The sequence below is a fragment of the Pseudoalteromonas sp. PA2MD11 genome (assembly GCF_017808125.1).
Classification (GTDB): domain Bacteria; phylum Pseudomonadota; class Gammaproteobacteria; order Enterobacterales; family Alteromonadaceae; genus Pseudoalteromonas; species Pseudoalteromonas simplex.
This window is the reverse complement of sequence record NZ_JADKNF010000008.1, coordinates 46,922-63,756: the sequence shown is the minus strand read 5'-3', so window position 1 is coordinate 63,756 and position 16,835 is coordinate 46,922. Positions and strand designations below refer to the sequence as shown.

At 41.5% G+C, this 16,835-nt stretch carries 16 protein-coding genes; 1 reads left to right on the top strand and 15 read right to left on the bottom strand.

Annotation, left to right across the window (positions count from 1 at the left end; genetic code table 11):
* Positions 1-27 precede the first annotated feature (27 nt).
* The 5 genes from cyoD to ISP07_RS10590 form a co-directional block, all read right to left on the bottom strand.
* Positions 28-387, bottom strand: coding sequence for a cytochrome o ubiquinol oxidase subunit IV (cyoD, locus tag ISP07_RS10610; RefSeq protein WP_209327602.1), 360 nt, complete (start codon positions 385-387; stop codon positions 28-30).
* Positions 387-1,022 carry a cytochrome o ubiquinol oxidase subunit III gene (gene cyoC, locus ISP07_RS10605; RefSeq protein WP_054554290.1) on the bottom strand — a complete coding sequence of 212 codons (636 nt, stop codon included), beginning with the start codon at positions 1,020-1,022 and terminating at the stop codon, positions 387-389. Before cyoC ends, cyoD begins: the two co-directional genes overlap by 1 nt.
* Entirely contained in the window at positions 1,019-3,007 is a 1,989-nt protein-coding gene (gene cyoB, locus ISP07_RS10600) for a cytochrome o ubiquinol oxidase subunit I (protein ID WP_209327601.1), read from the bottom strand. The genes cyoC and cyoB overlap by 4 nt, the downstream gene beginning before the upstream one ends.
* A 2-nt stretch (positions 3,008-3,009) precedes the next feature.
* Positions 3,010-3,924 (bottom strand): ubiquinol oxidase subunit II, encoded by a 915-nt coding sequence (gene cyoA / locus ISP07_RS10595; RefSeq protein ID WP_209327600.1) that lies wholly within the window; start codon positions 3,922-3,924, stop codon positions 3,010-3,012.
* A 235-nt stretch (positions 3,925-4,159) separates the two neighbouring features.
* Positions 4,160-4,579 (bottom strand): hypothetical protein, encoded by a 420-nt coding sequence (locus ISP07_RS10590; protein ID WP_063706310.1) that lies wholly within the window; start codon positions 4,577-4,579, stop codon positions 4,160-4,162.
* 416 nt (positions 4,580-4,995) lie between these two features.
* Between ISP07_RS10590 and ISP07_RS10585 the strand changes: the two genes are divergently transcribed.
* Positions 4,996-6,351, top strand: coding sequence for a M14 family zinc carboxypeptidase (locus tag ISP07_RS10585; protein ID WP_209327599.1), 1,356 nt, complete (start codon positions 4,996-4,998; stop codon positions 6,349-6,351).
* 213 nt (positions 6,352-6,564) lie between these two features.
* Here the strand turns inward: ISP07_RS10585 and ISP07_RS10580 are convergent, their stop codons facing one another.
* The 10 genes from ISP07_RS10580 to fabV form a co-directional block, all read right to left on the bottom strand.
* Entirely contained in the window at positions 6,565-7,542 is a 978-nt protein-coding gene (locus ISP07_RS10580; protein ID WP_209327598.1) for a transposase, read from the bottom strand.
* 189 nt (positions 7,543-7,731) lie between these two features.
* Complete coding sequence (gene nqrM / locus ISP07_RS10575; protein ID WP_055020649.1) at positions 7,732-7,944, bottom strand: (Na+)-NQR maturation NqrM; 213 nt, start codon at positions 7,942-7,944, stop codon at positions 7,732-7,734.
* A 335-nt stretch (positions 7,945-8,279) separates the two neighbouring features.
* Positions 8,280-9,311 carry an FAD:protein FMN transferase gene (locus ISP07_RS10570; RefSeq protein ID WP_138618069.1) on the bottom strand — a complete coding sequence of 344 codons (1,032 nt, stop codon included), beginning with the start codon at positions 9,309-9,311 and terminating at the stop codon, positions 8,280-8,282.
* A gap of 112 nt (positions 9,312-9,423) precedes the next feature.
* Positions 9,424-10,650 (bottom strand): NADH:ubiquinone reductase (Na(+)-transporting) subunit F, encoded by a 1,227-nt coding sequence (gene nqrF, locus ISP07_RS10565; RefSeq protein ID WP_130052183.1) that lies wholly within the window; start codon positions 10,648-10,650, stop codon positions 9,424-9,426.
* A 19-nt stretch (positions 10,651-10,669) separates the two neighbouring features.
* A complete protein-coding gene (nqrE, locus tag ISP07_RS10560; protein WP_016708692.1) occupies positions 10,670-11,278 on the bottom strand; it encodes an NADH:ubiquinone reductase (Na(+)-transporting) subunit E in 609 nt (202 codons plus the stop codon).
* A 10-nt stretch (positions 11,279-11,288) separates the two neighbouring features.
* The gene (locus ISP07_RS10555) at positions 11,289-11,921 is read right to left on the bottom strand and encodes an NADH:ubiquinone reductase (Na(+)-transporting) subunit D (RefSeq protein WP_054554281.1); all 633 of its coding nucleotides are present in this window, start codon (positions 11,919-11,921) and stop codon (positions 11,289-11,291) included.
* Positions 11,921-12,673, bottom strand: coding sequence for a Na(+)-translocating NADH-quinone reductase subunit C (locus tag ISP07_RS10550; RefSeq protein ID WP_054562304.1), 753 nt, complete (start codon positions 12,671-12,673; stop codon positions 11,921-11,923). The genes ISP07_RS10555 and ISP07_RS10550 overlap by 1 nt, the downstream gene beginning before the upstream one ends.
* A complete protein-coding gene (locus ISP07_RS10545; protein WP_054554279.1) occupies positions 12,666-13,868 on the bottom strand; it encodes an NADH:ubiquinone reductase (Na(+)-transporting) subunit B in 1,203 nt (400 codons plus the stop codon). The genes ISP07_RS10550 and ISP07_RS10545 overlap by 8 nt, the downstream gene beginning before the upstream one ends.
* Positions 13,869-13,872: 4 nt before the next feature.
* Positions 13,873-15,216, bottom strand: a complete 1,344-nt coding sequence (locus tag ISP07_RS10540) for a Na(+)-translocating NADH-quinone reductase subunit A (protein ID WP_054562348.1) — start codon at positions 15,214-15,216, stop codon at positions 13,873-13,875.
* A gap of 348 nt (positions 15,217-15,564) precedes the next feature.
* Positions 15,565-16,758: an enoyl-ACP reductase FabV gene (fabV, locus tag ISP07_RS10535; protein WP_209327597.1), complete on the bottom strand. Its 1,194-nt coding sequence runs from the start codon at positions 16,756-16,758 to the stop codon at positions 15,565-15,567.
* Positions 16,759-16,835 lie beyond the last annotated feature (77 nt).

Genomic DNA, 16,835 nt, shown 5'->3' with positions numbered 1-16,835 from the left:
CTTTTACCAATTACAAAGTAATTGTTATTAGTACATCATCATGGCGTTCGATTCGTAGATGATCCACACCGACAAACCAACCACCATTACAGTGATTAAAGCACTAAAGATAAACGACAATGAACTTGCCTTGCCGCCTTCAGTTTTGAAGTTTAGGTGTAAGAAATATTTCAAATGCACCCAAATTTGCACAATCGCCATGCTCACGATGCACCATGCAGTGGTCGTTTTAGAAAACGAACCACTCATCACAGCCCAAAAAGGAATAGCCGTTAAAACCACTGACAGTAGAAAACCAATTAAATAGTCTTTAACGCTGCCATGTGATTGCTCATTATGTGCATGAACTTCTAAGTTATTAATTACATGTGATTCACTGTGACTCATTACATTGCTCCCATTAAATAAACAACGGTAAATACACAGATCCACACCACATCTAAGAAGTGCCAGAATAGGCTTAAACAACTTAGGCGTGTCACTGTTTGTGGGTTTAAACCACGGCGCACAACTTCAATCATCAGGACAGTCATCCAAATAAGACCCGCTGTAACGTGAAGACCATGTAAGCCCACTAAAGAGAAGAACGATGTTAAAAAGGCACTTTGCTGAGGGCCATTACCGTGCGCAATTAGGTGATGAAATTCGTACACTTCCATACCAATAAACACTGCACCAAAGGCAAAGGTAACCAGCAACCAAGTTAACGTAGCCGCCTTTTTCTGCCCGTGAGCAGAGATCATCGCAAAGCCAAATGTGATACTACTAAGTAGTAGAGCTGCGGTTTCAACCGCAACAAAATCAAGTTCAAAAATATCTTTACCCGACACACCGCCAGCAGTGTTCATGAACAATACTGCGTAGGTTGCAAAAAATGATGCAAACAACAGACAGTCAGTCATAAGATAAAGCCAGAAACCAAATACGGTGTTACCGCCTGTATCGTGGTGCTCATGGTCATGTGCATCGACATGACCGTGTGCGCCGTTTAAGGTGTCGAGTCCTGCAGAAATGCTACTCATGCATTCACCTCCTTTGTAGCGGCTGTATTGTGAGCCGTTTCTAGTTCAACAATTTCATCTGGTTGCACGTAGTAATCAACATCGCTGGTGTAACAACGTTTGATGAACACCACGATAGCACCCAGTAAACCAAAGGCTGCAAGCCACCAAATGTGCCAGATCATGGCAAAACAGAAGGTTGTTAAAGCCGCGCTCATTAATACACCTGCCGATGTATTTTTTGGCATATGAATTGGGCTATAAGAGGCTTCTTGCTTGTAAGCTAAGCCTTTCTCTTTCATGTCTGTCCACGCATCGATGTCATCAACATGAGGAATTTTTGCAAAGTTGTAGTACTGCGGAGGTGAAGCAGATGCCCACTCAAGAGTATGGCCATTCCACGGATCGCCCGTAGTATCATCAAGTTGCTCGCGGTTTTTAAAGCTCACTACAAGTTGTACAACTTGGAATAAGATACCGAACAGAATGATTACCGCACCGCCAGCTGCAATGTATAACCAGATATTCCAATCAGGGTTGTTAGTGTGGTTTAAGCGACGTGTCATACCTAAGAAACCAAGTACGTATAACGGCATGAATGCCACGAAGAAACCAATTAACCAACACCAGAAAGACTTTCTGCCCCAGCTTTCATCAAGCTTGAAGCCCATTGCTTTAGGGAACCAGTAAGCAAAACCTGCTAAGTAACCAAATACCGCACCACCAATAATGGTGTTATGGAAGTGAGCGATTAAGAATAAGCTGTTATGTAATACGTAGTCAGCACCAGGAATAGCAAGTAGAACACCCGTCATACCACCGATAGTGAACGTCACCATAAAACCTAAAGTCCAAAGGACAGGCACAGTAATACGTAAACGACCACGATAAATAGTGAACAGCCAGTTAAACAACTTAACCCCGGTCGGTACCGCAATAACCATGGTCATAACGCCAAAGAAGGCATTAACGTTAGCGCTTGAGCCCATAGTAAAGAAGTGATGAAGCCAAACGATAAAACCTAAAATCGAAATTGCACCGCTTGCATAAACCATCGACTTATAACCAAACAGGCGTTTACCAGCAAACGTTGAGATAACTTCTGAGAAAATACCAAACGCAGGTAAGATCAGAATGTAAACCTCAGGGTGACCCCATGCCCAGAATAAGTTGATGTACATCATAGCGTTACCACCTAATTCATTCGTGAAGAAGTGGAAATCGAGATAACGATCAAGCGTTAACATAGCCAGTACAGCAGTTAAAATTGGGAACGATGCTGCAATTAAGATATTCGCCCACGTACATGCCCAAGTAAAAATAGGCATTTTCATTAATGTCATGCCTGGTGCACGCATTTTAAATACAGTCGCTAAGAAGTTTACCGATGTTAATAAGGTACCCAAGCCGGATATCTGCAAGGCCCATATATAATAGTCGACCCCGACACCTGGACTGAATGACAATTCAGACAACGGTGGATATGCAACCCAACCCGTTTTCGCAAACTCACCAAAGAATAATGAGATATTGATTAGGATTGCACCGCCAGCAGTTAACCAAAAGCTAAGGTTATTTAAGAATGGGAATGCAACATCACGGGCACCAATTTGCAGAGGTAAAATGATGTTCATTAAACCAATCATAAACGGCATCGCCATAAAGATGATCATGATCACCCCGTGTGCCGTAAATATTTGGTCATAGTGCTCTGGTGGTAAGTAACCACTTGCACCGCCAGTAGCCATTGCTAATTGCAGTCGCATCATAATGGCATCCGCGAAACCACGGAAAAGCATGATAAGCGCAAGAATGATGTACATAACACCTAAACGCTTATGGTCAATTGAGGTGATCCAGTCGTGCCAAATCACGCCCCACTTTTTATATTTTGTTACTAAGCCTGCCACTAACAGACCTAAGACAGCAACAACCGTCATGGTAACCATGATAATTGGTTCATGAAACGGGATTGCGTCTAATGTTAATTTACCTAACAACGACATGATTATTCCTCGTCCTCGCTGCGCTTCTTATGAGCTGAGTGCTCTGGCATAGCGTGTTGCATTGCACCGTGAGAGCCATGCGCTTGCATATATTTCATTACGATTGAATGGAACATATCTTTATCTACGCTGGCATAGTATTTAACTGGGTCGTATTCACTTGGTTTTGCAAGTTCAACATAGCTTTGCTTAGTCAATGCAGAACCAGTATTTTTTACTTTGTTTACCCATGCATCGAAATCAGCTTCAGTGGCTGTTGCAATGGCATCGAACTTCATACCTGTGAAACCTGCACCACTGTAGTTAGCAGAGAAGCCTTTAAAAGTACCCGGCTCATCAGCAATTAAATGAAGCTTTGTTTCCATGCCTGCCATTGAATAAATTTGGCTACCAAGCTGTGGAATGAAAAACGAGTTCATGGTGCTTTCTGAGGTGATCTTGTACTGCACTGGCACATTGGCAGGAAAAACAAGCTCATTCACTGTGGCGATGCCTTGCTCTGGATAAATGAATAGCCATTTCCAGTTCAAAGAAACAACCTCAACAGTAAGGTGCTTACCTTTACCCTCAAGTGGTTTATATGGGTCAAGCTGTTGCGTTGACTGCCACGTGATCACACCTAAAATCGCAACGATGATGATAGGAATGGTCCAAACTACAGCTTCAATCTTGTTTGAGTGCGCCCACTTTGGAGCGTAAATTTCTTGATCTCGTCCATCACGGTATTTCCATGCAAAATAAATTGTCATGACAATAACTGGAATTACAACAATCAGCATTAACACCGTAGCTACGATAATTAAATACTTCTCGTCGACACCAATTTGACCTTTTGGATCGAGTACCCCGCCTTTACAGCCAGACAAAGCCAGCACTAAAGACGCTAGAGCAATATTACAAAGGTTTCGAATTGACAAAGGAATATCCTACAACCTAAAAGTTAACACTTGTCGAAATAAGTACACGACGCTTTTCTGCAACAGATGCTACAGATATCCCCTGCTGATTAACGAGCACGACAAATCGACACGCTAAAAAGTGAGGGACTTTAGGTTGGCTGACTGAAATTTGGGCGTAAAAAACCCACTAGGTGCTTAGTAAAGACAACTTAGTAAACGACTAAAATGGCTGAACTTAAGCAACAAAGCTTATTTACAGACAACCACTTACACGAGGAGGAGCACGACAGCCATGAGCACTGTGTACTACTAAAGACTTTATCGTTTCACGCGCAGCGAAGGCCGCTTTACGTAAAATGACACCTGCACGACGCGCAGGGAAGAAATGGAAGACCAACCAGCATAGACCAATTAGTAACTGGCAAGACACCACTGGGTAAGCTAAAAAGCTCAAGACATTAAGTAATGGTGTTTCGTATAAAGCACCTTCGCTTAATAAGCTTCTTAGCCCGTGAGCATCTTCTAATGTACCGTTGATTAGCATGGCTGAATTAATCAGCAACAAGGCTAAAACTGACATTAATTCTTTACCAGCAAAAAACGCACGCGCAGCCAATTGCAATCTAGCTAAACTAGACTGTTTGACGCCTTGTGACTGATTAATTGCTCGCAAAACTCACGCCTTTTATCGCTTTTACTGCATTTCAGGTAAGTGGCTTACCCTATTTTTAAATGCGGTAACATGATCTTCATCAATAAAGTTTCAGTAATTACTGAAATTTCGATGTGGAGTATAACAAAGTCAACAGACGGTACAAGTAGAATTTAAAGACGCAAGGTTAAGTGTTGTTTATCAATTTGATAACAAAGCGTAAAAAAGCAGTCTTTTTTTTAAGCTAAGTAATTAAAATTAATACTGTATTTTATATAGCGAAAAGCAATGAAGAAAAAGAAAATAGCATAAAAATAGCGATTTAAAGCATACTTAGTCAGCAGCAATCGAAGCTTTATTACTGAACAAGGATTAGCCAAACAAGTTGAAATATAATATTCTTACAAATATCAAAACAAAGAATAAAAGAGATAATTATGCGACTATATGTACTCGCCACAGCCCTTTTAGCACTAAGTACCAGTACACTTGCAAATACGATTGAAGACACAGCTGTAGCTGGCTTAGATAAACCTGCGATTTACTACGCCGATATAGAACCCCACTTAAAACGCGCAGCAAAACATCCCAGCGTCACACTAAAACAAATCGGCACCTCTTTCCAAGGACAGGCACTTAATTCTCTAAAAATCGGCACCGGCCCAATCAAAGTGATGATGTGGAGCCAAATGCACGGCGACGAAAACACAGCTACTGCCGCACTAATGGATTTTTTAAGCTTTATAACCGCAGATGAAAACGCACAATGGCTAGAAAGCTGGCAACAGAACATAACCCTTCTTATCATCCCTATGGTGAACCCGGATGGCGCAGCTGTTCAAACTCGCCATAATGCACAAGGTATTGATTTAAATCGTGATGCAAAAGCTCTTCGCACAAAAGAAGGACAAATACTCATGACTGCGGCTGATGAATTCAAACCTGATTTCGGCTTTAATTTACATGATCAGAATGCCTATTACGGTGCCGGCAAAATGGGAAAACAAGCCACTATTTCAGTGCTAGCACCCGCCTATAATGAAGCAAGAGAAGTGAATAAAATTCGTGGTGAGGCTATGCAATTTATTGCTCATTTAGCCAAAACGGTTGAAACCATAATCCCAGGGCACTTGGGGAAGTACAACGACAGTTACTCTTATCGCAGTTTTGGAGATACTTTTTCAGAAAAAGGTATCCGAACTATATTAATTGAATCAGGCGCTTACCCAAACGACCCAAATCGCCAAATAGCACGTAAAGTTAACCGTGTTTTATATAAAAAGACTATTGATTCAATAACTTCACAGGAATGGAAAAGCGCTAAAATAGCCCAGTACCACGCCATTCCATTTAACACTAAAGACAATTGGGTAGACTTACTAATAGATGATGTAACTGTAAAGAGTGAGCTAGGTGATTACCAGATAGATATAGCAATAAACAACAAAGGACAGTCACCCATTATTAAAGAGTTGGGGGATATAAGCAGTATCCGCCAAGGTTACACGAGTTTAGATGCAAGCAGCCTGAACTTTAAGGTAGGTAACAGCTTTGTTTTAAATGAGTCGTTAACGCTTACCGAAAATAAATATAAAGAGCTTTTAATACAAGGGTATAGTTGCTTTTCTGGCGATATTAATATGCTAGAAAACGCCACAAATTGGCCAGTTTACGCATGCAAAAGTGTATTTACATCAATACCTTCACTTCATGCACCTGCAGCCTTTTTCTTACAAGCAAATGGCAAAAATAAGTACGCAGTTTTAGGGGCTGAGCTAATTAATTTAGATTGAACACGATTTAAAAGAACAGGCACTGTTAAAAGTGCCTGTTAAATCTCCAAATACCTTAAATTTGTAACCTAAAATAATAGCTGTGCAGGCAAAACACCCTATTAGCTTAATCTAATAATAAAAACCAATATAAAAGATTTAGCTTTATGAGAATTAAAAGCACAAATTAGCTGCAAGAGTTTGCAAAAAATAAAAGTCGAGAGAAATTTAAGATTAACTAGCAAGTAATAACTTACAGCTTGCTAGGTTACTTCGTCGCTTACGCGCAGTTTTACTGCAATAACTTTCGATAGCCCCCACTCGACCTGCAGCTCCACGAAATAAGTTTTCAAATTGAGTTGTTAGTGTTAACCAGCTTTCAGCTTCGAAATTTAGCCTTTCAAGAATAGGAGGTAAATGATGCTCTATATATCCCGGCTTATCAGCGCTGATACAACGCCCAGTTTGCTCTACCAGTAACAAGTATGACTTTAACTCAAAAGGTATACCCTTTGATTTATACTTACTCATGCCACCAATAAAACGAGCTAGTACCTTAGGTTGCTTTGACTCCTTCGCGCTTTCGCATCGCTTTTTGAAACTGGTATAGTCCGATTGTTCCGGCGTGCTCGCAGCTTTAGCACGAACAGGGTTTAAATCAACATAGGCCATGCAGGCTAAAAGCGCTGATTCATCAAGGAGAGCTTGGCTTTTAAAGCGCCCTTCCCAAAAATGCCCTGTACACTCGTCTTCTTTATTTGCACGTCTGGCGATATACTCATTGAGCATTCGCATGAACCAACTAATGCTCGAAAGGAGCGTTCTGTATTCTGCAACCTCTTTATTTAAGAAGACTTGTTGACCATCACTTAACGGCTCACCATGAAGGGCTTTTTGACCTAAAGGCGTCATTTTACTGAGCTTATACCAGCGTAAAAGGATGGCCTTATCCGATAACCTATTTGCTTTTTTATCATCAATATAAAGCACAACATGTGTATGGTTACTCATCACCGCATAAGCACACACATCAATGCAAAATACCTTTGCAAGAGCAAGCAGACGCTGTTCAACCCACACTCGGCGGTGTTCATATGATTTACCTGTGAGTGCGTCTTCTCCACAAAGGTAAGCGCGTCTGACGCAACGAGATACACAATGATAATATTTGGTGTTTGACAAACAGATTTGCCGCTTCCTTGCTAAAGCCATCGTCCACTCCTTGAACTGATAATTTAAAATGCATTAAATGTAATTAAAGTTTAGGCAATATCTTTTTTACTGCAAAAATGAGTTCATGGATAAAAGTGACTGTCTTTGTAAATATTCAAAATAGTTTTAAAGTGACTGTCCTTGTAAAATTTAGGTATTAAAAAAGCGCCTTTGGGCGCTTTTTTGTAGTTAAAGAATTTGATTCTCTTTCCAGACTTGTTCTTTTGCCATGCGCTTTTTACGCTTGTCACATGGGTCGTCGCAGTCGCAAGCTTTGTCGATACCAACAGCGCCTAAGCCACCACAACTACTGGCCATAGATTTCTTTTGCACAATCATTCCGACAGCCATCGCCGCCACAATTAAAATAAGTAGACCAAATGTAAGAAGAAAAAGTGACATTGCTTTGCCCCTATCGTCAGCAATTAAATCGAGCCTAATTAATTAGGCTGCATGTATTATATACCTAAACCACCTCAAGGTGCGAGTTTCAGTTAGAATTAAAAGCGATTTAGGCAAGGCATTGATTGCAAGCAATAGTGGTTCTATTGTTAAAATCAATAACGCGGTATAAATCGCTTTTAAACCAACCGTTTGGGCGCTTCACAGGCGCTTACTCTCATCGTTGTTAGTTCTGGGACTGCCATTGTTGCCAAGTAACGCCTTGATATTAAGCCCTGTGGAACGCTGAATTCTGCATCTTGAGGCGGCTTGGGTATAAACTGCTTCTTGCCCTGCTACAAATATGGTTTAAATGCAGGGCTTGAATAAGTTACTAAACCATTGTCTGACTTACCAATTAAGTACACCGGCAAATCGTGCTCTTCGGCGTATTTCTGCGCCTTTTCCATGCCCATCACTGTAATTGCCGTCGCTAACCCATCTGCAGTCATCGCTGATGGGTGTAAAACAGTAACTGATACCAAATCATGACGGCTCGGCATGCCTGTTACAGGGTCAATTAAGTGGCTATAGGTAACACCATCCATTTCGTAAAAAATTCGGTAATCACCGGATGTCGCAATACCATTAGTACCCGGCTCTATTACTTTATGTACTTTACGCACGCCAGGCTCAGCATCAGGCTGCTCAATAGCTATTTTCCAAGTGATGTTGTTTGGCTTAATACCCGACACACGAAGCTCACCACCAATCTCAACCATATAATTAGTGAAACCATGGCTTTCTATCACTTGTGCTACTTTATCAATGCCGTAACCTTTGGCTGTAGCCGAAAACGAGAGCTCTAAACCATCAATCGTCTTCATAAGACCAGCATCTGTAAGTTCAAGCTTATCAACACCAATTTTGGCAACCATTGCGGCCAAGGCTTCATCGCTTGGGCGTTTAGTCGGCTTTTTATCTGGACCAAAGCCCCACAAGTCAATAAGTGGCCCCATGGTCACATCTAACGTTTTTGTTGATTCACCAAGGCGAATTGATTCAGCTACCACGTTTCTAAAATCAGCGCTTATTGGCATTACCTGCCCTGCTGGTAACTGATTGAACTGGTTAATTTCTGAATCAGGAATGTAAGTCGACATAGATTGATTTACATCTTTAAGCACTTGCTTAATTTCCGGGTGCAAATCAACACCTGCAACCTTTGAAGACTCTGCAAACACCTTAATGTGATAAGTGGTGCCCATTGTCTTACCTTCAAAATAAAGCTCTTCAGCCTTATCTGATTGACCGCAGCCAGCCATGAGTAAAGTCATAGTTAATAGGAAAAAGGCCATCAAGCCTTGGCGATAAAACACTCTATTCATAGCATTCACCTTGTAGATACCACGGAGTTCGGTATAGAAATAAAAAAGCCTCGTAACACTAAGTGCTACGAGGCCTGTATTCTAACCAAAACTAATTGTTTTGTGTATGGTGTTAGCCACCGAAGTCATCTAATAAGATGTTTTCGTCTTCTACACCAAGATCTTTAAGCATGTTGATAACAGCCGCGTTCATCATTGGAGGACCACACATATAGAACTCACAATCTTCTGGCGCTTCATGATCTTTCAAGTAGTTTTCATAAAGTACGTTATGGATGAAGCCTGTGTAACCTTCCCAGTTATCTTCTGGTTGTGGATCAGACAGTGCTGTATGCCATACAAAGTTATCATTTTCTGCTGCTAAGCCGTCGAAATCTTCTACGTAGAACATTTCACGCTTAGAACGCGCACCATACCAGAAGCTCATCTTACGCTTAGACTGTAAACGCTTAAGTTGGTCAAAAATATGTGAACGCATTGGCGCCATACCTGCACCACCACCTACGAATACCATTTCTGCATCAGTGTCTTTCGCGAAGAACTCACCGAATGGACCAGAGATAGTCACTTTATCACCTTCTTTTAATGACCAAATGTACGAAGACATTTTACCACATGGAAGGCTTAGGTCTCTTGGCGGCGGCGTAGCGATACGCACGTTAAGCATGATGATGCCTTCTTCTTCTGGGTAGTTAGCCATTGAGTATGCACGAATTGTTTCGTCGTCTACTTTAGACTCCAGATCGAAGAAACCGAAGTGGTTCCAGTCGCCACGATACTCTTCTGGAATATCGAAATCAGCGTATTTAACGTGGTGAGCTGGTGCTTCAATTTGAATATAACCACCGGCACGGAAAGGTACTGACTCGCCATCAGGAATTTGTAACTTAAGTTCCTTGATGAACGTTGCCTTGTTATCGTTAGAGATAACAGTACAGTCCCACTTCTTAACACCGAAAATTGACTCTTCAAGTTCAATTTCCATGTCGTTCTTAACATTTACCTGACACGCTAAACGGCAGCCTTCACGAGCTTCACCTTTAGAGATGTGATCAAGTTCTGTTGGTAAGATATCACCGCCACCTTCTTTGATGTGTACACGACACTGACCACAAGAGCCACCGCCACCACATGCAGATGAAACGAAGATACCTGAATCAGCTAGCGCGCCTAATAGCTTGCTACCTGCAGATGTTTTAATAGCTTTTTCTGGGTCGCCATTAATTCCGATGATGATATCGCCGCTTGCTACTAATTTAGATTTAGCACCAATGATAACTAAAACTAAAATAACAACGATAGCGATGAAAACACCAACGCCTAAGAAAATCTCATTCATGATTTATCCTCGCTACCTATTAAAGTGAAATACCAGAGAATGACATAAAGCCAAGACCCATAAGACCAACAGTGATGAAAGTAATACCTAAACCACGTAAGCCATCAGGAACGTCTGAGTACTTCATTTTTTCACGGATACCAGCAAGTAAAGTAATTGCTAGTGCCCAGCCCACACCTGAACCGATACCATAAACAACAGACTCGCCGAAGTTATAGTTACGCTCAACCATGAAAGATACCGCACCGAAGATCGCGCAGTTAACTGTGATCAGTGGTAAGAAGATACCTAACGCGTTGTAAAGTGCAGGGAAGAACTTATCTAATGCCATTTCAAGAATTTGTACAAGTGCTGCAATAACACCGATGAAAGTCAAGAAACGTAAGAAGCTAAGGTCTGCTTCTGGGTAGCCAAGCCACTCTAATGCACCTGGTGCAAGAACAGCGTGATAAACCAAGTTATTTACAGGTACTGAGATACCTAGTACCACGATAACTGCCACACCTAGGCCGATTGACGTTGTTACTTTCTTTGATACAGCAAGGAAAGTACACATACCTAGGAAGAAGGCTAAAGCTAAGTTTTCAATGAAAACCGCTTTTACAAATAAACTAATATAATGTTCCACTGCTCGCCCCTTACGCTTTTGCTTCTACTTGGTCTTTCTTGAAGGTACGAAGTACCCAGATGAATAAACCAATAATGAAGAATGCACTCGGTGGTAAAATCAATAGACCCATTGGTTGATACCAACCACCATTTTGTACTAGTGGGATAATATCAACACCGAATAGTGAACCTTTACCGAATAACTCACGGATGAAACCAACAGTTAGTAGAACTACTGAGTAGCCTAAACCGTTACCGATACCGTCTAAGAAAGACATTAACGGTGGTGACTTCATTGCGTATGCTTCAGCACGACCCATTACGATACAGTTTGTAATGATTAGACCAACGAATACTGAAAGCTCTTTAGCAGTTGCATAAGAGAATGCTTGCAGTACTTGGTCAACAACGATTACAAGTGATGCGATGATCGTCATTTGCACGATGATACGTACAGATGATGGGATGTGGTTACGAATTGACGAAATAAACAAGCTAGAAAACGCAGTTACTAGTGTCAATGCGATTGACATGATTAGTGCATTTTTTAAGCTTGATGTTACCGCTAGCGCAGAACAAATACCTAGTACTTGTAATGCGATCGGGTTATTTGCGAATACCGGGCCAAATAGGACCGACTTCATTTCTTTAGTATCAGCCATTATTTCAACGCTCCTTCACGTACTTTCGCAAGGAATGGACCAAAGCCATGCTCGCCAGTCCAGAAGTCAACTGTGTGATCAACACCGTTTGAAGTTAATGTTGCACCAGAAAGACCATCGATTTGATGTTCGTTCTTCGCACCGCTCTTCATGATATTGATTGGTAACTCTTTACCTTGCCATTTAGCAGTCCATTGTGGATTTTGGATTTCACCACCTAGACCTGGCGTTTCGTTGTGCTTGAAGAAGTTGATGTTTTTAACTGTTTCACCATCGCTTTCAAGCGCTAAGAAGCCGTACATTACACCCCAAAGGCCATAACCTTGGATTGGTAGAATGATTGCGTCTGTAGAACCATCAGGTTTCTTCGAAATATATACAGGTGAATTTTTTGTCATACGCTGAATACCAGCGATGTCTTTAATTCCTTCTGCTTTCAACGCAAAGCTACGAGCTTGGTCGAATTTTGTTTTCTCGAAGTCAAATGAGTTAGGATCAGCACCTTCAACAAACTCACCTGTGTTCATGTCTACAACACGTGCTTCAATTTTTGAGTTAAAGGTATCTGATACAGTACCTGATACTTCAATGCCTGCAGCCGCTAAGATATTGCGTTGAATATCTTGTGTTTTGTTAGCTTGCTGTAAAGGACGAAGCTGAACTGAAGCAAACGATACGATGATTGCACACACTAAACATAGTGCAACAACAACGGTTAGCGTTTTGCCGATTGATTCGTTATTACTAGACATTACGTGCCAACCTCCGCTTGATATTAGCTTGCACTACAAAGTGATCGAATAATGGTGCAAATAAGTTAGCAAATAAGATTGCTAGCATCATACCTTCTGGGAATGCCGGGTTAACAACACGGATCATTACAACCATAAAGCCGATTAACGCACCGTAAGCGAACTTACCTTTGTCTGTGAATGATGCAGATACTGGGTCTGTTGCCATGAAGAACATACCAAATGCAAAACCACCAAGAACTAAGTGCCAGTGCCAAGGCATAGCAAATACAGCGTTAGTTTCTGAACCAATTGTATTTAGTAAGAATGCCGTTGCAACCATACCTAGGAATACACCTAGTACGATACGCCATGAAGCGATACGCACATAGATTAGGAATAAACCACCGATTAATAGTGCTAGTGTTGACGTCTCACCCATAGAACCTTGAATGAAACCGTAGAACGCATTCCACCATAGCTCCATGTTGCTGTAATCAAGTGAACCAACCACTGCTTGGCCAAGCATAGTTGCACCAGAGAATGAATCTACTGCTGTCCATACTGTGTCACCTGAAATTTGCGCTGGGTATGCGAAGAATAAGAACGCACGACCGGCAAGAGCAGGGTTAAGGAAGTTACGACCTGTACCACCAAAGATTTCTTTAGCGATTACAACACCAAACGTAATACCTAGTGCAACTTGCCATAAAGGAATCGTTGCAGGCAGGATTAGTGCGAATAATACAGATGTTACAAAGAAACCTTCATTTACTTCGTGCTTACGCACTGAAGCAAATAGCACTTCCCAGAAACCACCCACAGCAAATGTTACTGCGTATATTGGTAGGAAGAAGCAGGCACCGTAAAACATTTTCGCGCCCCAACCAGAATCAGCAGTTAATTCACCACCGAATAATTGGAACAGACCAACTTGCCATGTGTTTGCTAGTTCAAAACCTTGCGCTAAAGCACCAGCGGCCTGATGACCGATGTTGAACATACCAAAGAACATTGCAGGGAACGTCGCCATCCACACTAAAATCATCATACGTTTTAGGTCGATGTTATCGCGAACGTGTGTTTTGCCTTTATTTACATAACCAGGCGTGTAGAAAATAGTCGCTGCAGCTTCGTAAAGCGCATACCATTTTTCGTGTTTACCACCCGGTTCAAAATGCGGCTCAATATCTTCTAGAAATTTCTTTAAACCCATCTCTCTAGCCTTCCTTCTCGATCGTAGTCAAGCAATCGCGTAGGATTGAACCGTACTCGTATTTACCTGGACAAACGAAGGTACATAATGCTAAATCTTCTTCATCAAGCTCTAGCGCACCTAACGAAATAGCACCATCAAGATCACGTGCGATTAAATCACGTAATAATAGTGTAGGTAGGATGTCTAAAGGCATAACACGCTCATAGCTACCAATTGGAACCATGGCACGCTTCGAACCACCTGTTGAAGTCGTCATGTTAAATAGACGGCTAGGAGCTAGGTGAGATAAGAAGGTACGTGTTACTGAGAACTTGTTAGCACCTGGTGCGATCCAACCGAATAGCTCTTTTTCGCGACCTTCAAGTAATACAGATACTTGAACATGATAACGACCTAAGAACGCGTGTGGACCTTGAGAGATAGCGCCTGATAATACAGAACCAGAAATTACACGGTTATCACCGTCTTCTAATTCACCAGCAACTAAATCATCTAAAGATGCACCTAGCTGAGTTTTCACTAAGCGTGGGTTTTTAACACGAGGACCAGCAAGCGAAACGACACGGTCTGTGAAGATTTCACCTGTTAGGAATAAATTACCAAACGCGATTACGTCTTGGTAACCTAAGTGCCAAACCTGCTTGCTAGCAGAAACTGGGTCTAAGTTATGAATGTGTGTACCAACAAGACCTGCCGGATGCTTGCCACCAAACTCATGTACTTCTACTTGAGGGATTGATGAACTAGGCACTTGGCTACCAGCTTGTTTACAAACAAATACTTTGCCGTCAGTTAAACGAGATACCACAGCTAAACCAGCTTCAAATGCTTGAGTGTTCTCAGCAATGATTACTGCAGGATCTGCAGCTAGCGGGTTAGTGTCGATAGCCGTTACAAAGATAGAGCTAGGATTTGCATCCAAAGCAGCTACTCTGCTGAATGGGCGAGCACGTAGTGCTGTCCATTGACCTGACTGAACTAGTACTTCTTTAACTTTTTCACGGTCTAAGCCCGAAAGCTCGTCGGCCTTGAAAGAGTCAAAGGTGATTTGCTCACTGCCATTAACTTCAATAACAACAGATTGCAGCACACGTTTAGCACCACGATTGATTTCTTTAACTACCCCAGAAGCTGGTGCAGTAAATAAGACGCCTGGGTTCTTTTTGTCTTCAAAAAGTACCTGGCCTTTTTTGACTTGGTCATCCACGCGAACATGCATGGTTGGACGCATACCAATATATTCTTCACCTAGCACAGCTACACGTTTGACGGCAGAACCATCGTGAATAACTTGCTGAGGTGCGCCCTCTATCGGTAAATCCAGACCTTTTTTTATGTTGATCATACGCACTTGCATTACATTAACGGAAAGAAACTGAAAAATCGTACCAACCACGTCGCCATTTGATATGCTCAAGTTAAACTCTAAGTATCAAAGAATAGCCTGTTTAACACCCCAAACAAGCAACGCAGTAAACTCCTCACATATATTGCCCGAATTTTAACATCAATCAGGGTGACTATGCGAGAGCAAATATGAAATTTATACGACAGATACGGTTATTTAGACTACAAAAACCTTTTGAATAAAATTCAATATAGACCAAAGTGCTATTGATGATGTTTTATTTTCATCCAGAAACAAAAAAGTCGCTTAAAAAAGCGACTTTACAAAATCAAGTTTGTTCAGCGATTAATCGATCAGCTGTGAAATCGCAACATCAGGATTCACATCTTGCTCGTAATCTACACTGTCGATACCAAAACCGAATAAACGTAAAAACTCATTATGGTAACCCACGTAATCCGTTAATTCGTCAATTGTATCTGTATCCACTGTATCCCAAACATGTTGTACACGAGCTTGAACATCATCTTCTAACTCTTTGTAGTTTTGGAATAAATGACCACCTTCGTCAAAACGTGGTATTTCACCGTAAAGGTTTTCAGTAAATAGTGAATGAATTTGCTCAATAGTACCTTCGTAAGTACCGTCTGCTTTCATTACTTTGAATAAAGCAGAGATATATAAAGGCATAATTGGAATTGCCGAGCTTGCTTGTGTCACAACCGCATTTAATGAAGAAACATACGCTTCGCCATTTAAGCCTTTTGTTGACTCTTTGATTGCTTGAGTTGCACGGTCAAGATCTTCTTTCGCTTTACCAATTGTCGCATGACCATAAATTGGCCACGTTAACTCTTTACCGATATAAGTGTAAGCAGTCGTTTTGAAGTTATCAGCAAGTACCTCCGCTTCTTTTAATGCGTCAATCCACATTTCCCAATCTTCACCGCCCATTACTTTAATTGTATTGTCGATGTCTTCTTGGCTTGCTGCTTCAACGGTTACTTCATCAATCACACGCTTTGAAGTGTTTAGGTTCTTCGTAGTGATATCTGAGCCAATAGGCTTAAGCGTAGATGAGTAAGTCTCACCTGTATTTGGATCAGTACGACGAGGTGAAGCAAGGCTGTAAATAACTAAATCAATTTTACCTAGATCAGCTTTGATAGTATCAATTGCTTTTTGCTTAATTTCGTTAGAAAACGCGTCGCCATTGATATTTTTAGACCATAAACCTGCTTCTTCAGCGGCTGCTTGGAATGCTGCTGTGTTGTACCAACCTGCAGAACCCGTTTTGCGTTCGCTACCTTCTTTTTCAAAGAAAATACCTAACGTTTTAGCACCGCCACCAAATGCAGCCGTGATACGTGATGCTAGGCCGTAACCTGTAGACGCACCTATCACTAATACATTCTTAGGTGCATTGCTCAGTGGTCCTTGCGCTTTCACATAATTAATTTGTTCTTGTACGTGCTCAGCACACCCTACTGGATGCGCGTTAGTGCAGATAAATCCACGAATTTTCGGCTTAATGACCATTGATCATCCTATATCTATCACAATAAAAATTAGCGCTAGTTTAAAGGCTAATAGTTAAAATACAGGTCTGATCAGTA